Origin of the sequence: Mesorhizobium sp. M7A.F.Ca.CA.001.08.2.1, assembly GCF_003998455.1 — a bacterium.
In the GTDB taxonomy this organism is placed as follows: Bacteria; Pseudomonadota; Alphaproteobacteria; order Rhizobiales; family Rhizobiaceae; genus Mesorhizobium; species Mesorhizobium ciceri.
In genome coordinates this window covers 1-4,112 of sequence record NZ_RZPW01000583.1, presented here as the reverse complement: position 1 = coordinate 4,112, position 4,112 = coordinate 1, and the positions used below count along the sequence as shown (strand labels likewise).

Here is a 4,112-nt window from a genome sequence, read left to right as displayed (position 1 = left end):
AGCCGGGACACACGCTGCGACAGCCGGGCGGGATCGCAGGCCAGCAGCTTCTGCGTGTAGGGATGGCGGGCGTCGTGGAAGATCTCGCGGGTCGTGCCGCTTTCCACCACCTCGCCGGCATACATCACGATCATATCGTCGCAGAGTTCGGCGATCACGCCCAGATGATGCGAGATGAACAGCACCGAGCAGCCGATGTCGCGCTGCAGATCCTTGAGCAGTTCGATGGTGGCCACCTCCAGCGTCGCATCGAGCGCCGTGGTCGGCTCGTCGGCGATCAGCAGCGCTGGCTCCATCATCAGCGCCATGGCGATGGCGATGCGCTGCTTCATGCCGCCGGAGAATTCGTGCGGAAACTGCGTCAGCCGGCTTTCCGGATCGGGAATGCGAACCTTGCGCAGCATGGCGACCGAGCGCGCATCCTTGTCCCGCTTCGACAGACCCGAGCGATACTGGATGTCGCGCATCTGCCGCCCCACCGACAGCACCGGGTTGAGCGCACCCATCGGGTCCTGGAAAACGGTGGCGATCCTTTGCCCGCGCAGGCCGCGCATCGCGGTGGGGTCGAGCCGGGCAAGGTTCTTGTCGCCCTCGAAGATGATCTCGCCCGATAATATCTCGCCATTGTCGGCGAGCAGGCCGAGAATGGCGTTGATGAGCGTCGACTTCCCGCAGCCGGATTCGCCGACCACGCCAACGCTGCGGTTGGCCGGCACGGAAAAACTCACCTGCTTCAGCGCCTCCAGTCGCCCACTCTCGGTGTGGAAGGCGACGCTCAGATCCTTGATCGCGAGAACCGTCATGACCGCCCCTTCAGCCGGGGATCGAAGAGGTCGCGCAGCGTCTCGCCGAAGAAGGTGAAGCCGAGTGTGGTCAGCACGATGGGCAGGCCGCCGGCAATCACGATCCAGTAGGAATCGCGGATGTTGGCAAAGCCGTCATTGAGGATCGCGCCCCAGCTCGGCGTTGGCGGCCGCACGCCGAGCCCGAGGAAGCTCATGCCGGCCTCGATCGCCACCACCACGGGAATGTCCATCGATATCAGGATCAGGATCGGGCCGATGATGTTGGGCAGGATATGGACGCGCAGGATACGGCCGGCACTGGCGCCCATCGAGCGCGCCGCCATGACATGTTCGGCCGACTTCAGCACCAGCGTCTGCGTCCTGATGATGCGGGCATAGCCCGGCACATTGACCAGCATCACCACCAGCACCACCGCATAGAGCGAGGGGCCGAACAGGGTGACCAGCGTCAGCGCCAGCATGACGGTGGGAAAGCTCTTCACGGCGTCGAAGATCAGCAGCAGCACGTTGTCGAGCCAGCGCGGCCCATAGCCGGCGATCAGCCCCAGCACGACGCCGACAACCAGCGACACCGCTGTCGCGCCCAGCGCGATCAAAAGCGCGACGCGTCCGCCATAGAGCACCCGGGTGAGAAGATCGCGGCCGAGGTGGTCGGTGCCGAGCAGATGCAGCAGGCTCGGCGAAGCGAAGCGTTCGGCCGGCGATATCTTGCTCGGCGCATAGCTGGTCAGGAAGCTGGCGAAGACCGCCGACAGCACCACCACCGTCACCAGCGTCAGGCCGACGGCGCCCAGCGGCTCGCACATGATGCGGCGCGCGGTGCGCCATATCATGCCGAGACGGAAGCTGCGGAATGGCAGCTCAGTTGAAACCTGATCTGACACGGGGATCCAAGATACCGACGAGGATGTCGGCTGCTACGTTGACGAGGACGAAGAAGACCGTGGTGACCAGCACGGCTCCGGAGACGATGGGATAGTTGCGCACCGAGATCGCCTCATAGACCAGCTTGCCGATGCCGGGGCGGGCGAAGACGATTTCGGCGAAAACGGAAGACGACAGCATGTGGCCGATACCGACGCCGAGCAGGGTGATCGTTGGCAGCACGGCAATGCGCAGCGCATAGGTGTAGACGATCCTGTTTTCGGTCAGGCCGAAGGCGCGCGCCGTGCGGATATGGCTGGCCTCCAGCGTCTCCAGCATCGAGGCGCGCACCATGCGCGAGATGTAGCCGATCCAGCCAAGTCCGACCGCCAGCGACGGCAGGATGAGGTGCTGGAGCCGGCTGGTGAGGTCGCCCGGTTCGCCGGCGCCGATCGCCGGCAGCCATTGCAGTGCGACCGCGAACACCAGCAGCGAATAGATGGCGACGACGAAGGACGGCACCGCGATCATCGCCACCGAAAGAACCCCGATCACCTGATCGACAAAGCCGCCTCGGCGCACCGCGGCGATACAGCCAAGCGGGATGCCAAGCGCCACCGACCAGGTAATGCCGCCGACCACCAGCGCCAGCGTGAACGGAAGCTGCTCCATCACCACGTCCAGCACCGGCCGGTTCGACAGAACCTCGGTGCCCAGGTCACCGCGCAGGACCGATCCGTAGAAGTGCAGGAACTGCCGCCACACCGGCTGGTCGAGGCCCATGCGCACGCGCAGCGCCTCCATCATCTCCGGCGTCGCGCGTGGCCCCAGCGCGACGGAGGCCGGGTCGCCGGGAATGAGGTAGACCATGGCGAACATCATCATCATAGCGACGCTGATGATGATGGCGCCAAGCCACAGACGCTTGAGGGCGTAGCGGATCATTTTCGGTACCTGTCGGACGGTCTTTGGTGGGGGCGAGCCCCGCCCGCCGACATCATGCCGGTTTGAAGTCGGTGAACACGGGTTCGCCGTTCGGCTTCAGGCCGGCCACAAGCGTGTCTCGATTCATGATGCCGGTGACCTCATGCGTCAGGAAAACGTAGTTGCCGTTCTCCTCCATCAGGTCCTGCAGCTTCTTGTAGATGACATCGCGTTTCGCCGGGTCGAGCTCGACCATGCCTTCGGCATTGAGCTTGTCGAATTCCTCGCTGGAAAACCGCTCCCAGTTCCAGACGCCGATCTGGTCGCGGGTGAACCAGGCAGTCGCCCAGCTCGGATCCGGCTGCATGGAGAAGCGGCTGATGATCATCTGCAGCTTCTTCCAGTAGTCGCCTTCCTTGGCGCCAAGCGTCCAGAAGGTGCCGCTGTCGTTCTGCTTGATCTCCACATTGAGGCCGACATCCTGCAGGTTCGACTGCACGACCTGCGCCGCGGTCAGCCGCTCGGTCTTGTTGAGGATGTCGAGCGTGATCGTCGTGCCGGCCAATCCTTCCTTGGTGATCATGTCGCGGGCGCGGTCCGGGTCGAAATCGAAAAGGTTCTTCTCGCGATGGCCGGGCAAGCCGGGCGCGATGATGCCGGTGGCGGTTGCGGCGGCGCCGAAATAGGCAGCATCGACCACCGCCTTGCGGTCCACGGCGTACTGAACCGCGCGGCGCATGTTGGGATTGTTGAAGGGAGCGACATCCTGGTTCATGCCGAGCCAGACAAAGGCCAGCGAAGGCTTCTCCACCACTGTCGTCTTCGGCGGCGGCGTCTGCTTCAGGCGCGAGATCGAGGAGACCGCGGTCCAGGTGTAGTCGAGGTCGCCGGCCTCATAGCCGAGTTCGGCGGTCTTCTCGTCCTCGATCGGATGAATGTGGATTTCCGCGAAGGCGCCTTGCTCGTATTTCCAGTCGGGATTGCGGACCAGCACCGTGCGCTGCTTGGGCAGCCATTCCTTCAGGATGTAGGGGCCTGACTGAGCCACCGGCTTGACGCCCATCTTGCCACCGAGCTCGGTGATGGCGCGCTTTGACAGGATGGTGCCGGACGGCGTCGGCAAGGTCGACGTCCACAGCGGCGCGAAGGCTTGTTTCAGGTGGATCAGCCCCGACAGCTTGTCCTTGACCTCGACTTCCTTGAGCGTTGCCCAGTCGCCGGAATAGGGGCTCTTATTGGCTGGGTCGGCGATGCGTTCGATCGAAAACTTCACGTCTTCGGCCGTCATCTGGCCGTAGCCATCGGTGAAGCCGATATTGTCGCGCAGCTGGAAGGCGACGGTCAGCGGATCGAGCTGCTTGATCGTTTCCGCCGCCATCGGCCGCCAGCCCCAGCTGTCGCCAGGCGTGGTGACGACGAGGCCGGCGAAGATGACGCTGGTGATGTCGCCTTCAGGCGCCGCCAGCCGGAAGCAAGGGTCGAGCGTCTGGATGTCGGCGTAGGAGCGCACCTTGAGGA

At 64.2% G+C, this 4,112-nt stretch carries 4 protein-coding genes; all 4 read right to left on the bottom strand.

The window, feature by feature from the left end; translation table 11 throughout:
• The coding region (locus tag EN914_RS26785; RefSeq protein ID WP_164778928.1) for an ABC transporter ATP-binding protein at positions 1-803 on the bottom strand (803 nt) is incomplete at its 3' end.
• Positions 800-1,639: an ABC transporter permease gene (locus EN914_RS26780; protein ID WP_032898893.1), complete on the bottom strand. Its 840-nt coding sequence runs from the start codon at positions 1,637-1,639 to the stop codon at positions 800-802. The genes EN914_RS26780 and EN914_RS26785, both read right to left, overlap by 4 nt.
• 28 nt (positions 1,640-1,667) lie before the next feature.
• The gene (locus EN914_RS26775; protein WP_024502511.1) at positions 1,668-2,615 is read right to left on the bottom strand and encodes an ABC transporter permease; all 948 of its coding nucleotides are present in this window, start codon (positions 2,613-2,615) and stop codon (positions 1,668-1,670) included.
• A gap of 52 nt (positions 2,616-2,667) precedes the next feature.
• A partial coding sequence (locus tag EN914_RS26770; protein ID WP_127389359.1) for an ABC transporter substrate-binding protein occupies positions 2,668-4,112 on the bottom strand: 1,445 nt, incomplete at its 5' end.